Annotated in this window: 1 protein-coding gene; it reads right to left on the reverse strand. The window is 70.9% G+C overall.

The features are described from left to right. Window positions 1-197: 197 nt before the first annotated feature. On the reverse strand, window positions 198-1626 hold a 1429-nt coding region (gene aspA / locus K6I33_RS34865; protein WP_229358800.1), incomplete at its 5' end, for an aspartate ammonia-lyase.

A 1626-nucleotide genomic window follows, 5' to 3' on the forward strand; every position in this document is an offset into this window, starting at 1 on the left:
TCCAGACCGGTCACCGACCCACCGGAGGACTCCACGGCCGTGGTCAGCTCACTGACCGCGGTCCCCGACACGGGAACCTCCAGCCGGACCGTCATCGAGTACGAGACGCTAGGCGCCGTTGCCATGGTGGTGCTTCTTCTTTCTGTTTCTGGAACTTCTGGAACTTCTGGGACGGAGAGCGGAGTGGGCCGCGGCGATCAGCCGTGGACGGCCGCGGAGTGGGGGCGGGCGAGGTTGTCCGGGTGGAGGATCTCCTCGAGCCGCTCCGGGGTGAGCAGGCCCTTGGCCAGGACGAGGTCGCGGACGGAGGCGCCGGTGGTCAGGGCCTCCTGGGCGACGGCGGTGGCCTTCTCGTACCCGATGTGCGGGTTGAGGGCGGTGGCCAGGCCGATGGACTGCCCGACCAGCTGGGCCAGGTGCTCGCGGTTGGCGGTGATGCCGGTGACGCACCGCTCGGCCAGCGTCAGACAGCCGGAGCTCAGGTGGGCGATGCTCTTGAGGAGGCTGTGGGCGATGACCGGCTCGAAGGCGTTGAGCTGGAGCTGGCCGGACTCGGCGGCCATGGTGACGGTCACGTCGTTGCCGATGACCTCGAAGGCGATCTGGTTGACGACCTCGGGGATCACCGGGTTGACCTTGCCGGGCATGATGCTCGAACCCGCCTGAACCGGCGGCAGGTTGATCTCGGCGAGGCCGGCGCGCGGGCCGCAGGAGAGCAGACGCAGGTCGTTGCAGGTCTTGGAGAGCTTGACGGCGATCCGCTTGAGCACGCCGGACAGCTGGACGAACGCGCCCATGTCCTGGGTGGCCTCGACGAGGTCGCCGGCGACGCTCAGCGGGATGCCCGTGAGCGCGCCGAGGTGACGGCAGGCGAGCCCCGGGTACTCGGGGTGGGCGTTGAGGCCGGTGCCGATGGCGGTGCCACCGAGGTTGATCTCCCGGAGCAGCGCCCGGGCCTCCTCCAGCCGCGCCCGGTCCTCGGCCAGCATGACGGCGTACGCGGCGAACTCCTGGCCCAGCGTCATGGGCACCGCGTCCTGGAGCTGGGTGCGGCCCATCTTGAGGACGTCCGCGAACTCCTCCGCCTTGGCGGCGAAGGCCAGGCGCAGGGTCTCCATGGCGTCCAGCAGCCGGTCGGCGGCGAGCTGGAGGGAGAGCCGGACGGCGGTGGGGTAGACGTCGTTGGTGCTCTGCCCGGCGTTGACGTCCTCCAGGGGGTGGAGGTGACGGTAGTCGCCCTTGGCGTGGCCGAGGTGCTCCAGCGCCCGGTTGGCGATGACCTCGTTGGCGTTCATGTTGGTGGAGGTGCCCGCGCCGCCCTGGATCACGTCGACGACGAAGTGGTCGTGGAGGCGGCCGGCGCGGATCTCCTCGCAGGCCCGCACGATGGCGTCGGCCTTGTCGCCGTCCAGCAGGCCCAGCTCGCGGTTGGCCTGCGCGGCGGCCTGCTTGACGGCGGCCAGGGCGGTGACGAGGTCGGGGTAGGCGGCGATCGGGGTCCCCGTGATGGGGAAGTTCTCCACGGCCCGCAGGGTGTGGACGCCGTAGTACGCGTGGGCGGGGACGTCCCGGTCGCCGAGGAGGTCGTGCTCGCTGCGGAACGGGGTGCTGTCGGGTGCGGTGGCG

This window comes from Streptomyces sp. UNOB3_S3 (genome assembly GCF_020740895.1).
GTDB lineage: Bacteria > Actinomycetota > Actinomycetes > Streptomycetales > Streptomycetaceae > Streptomyces.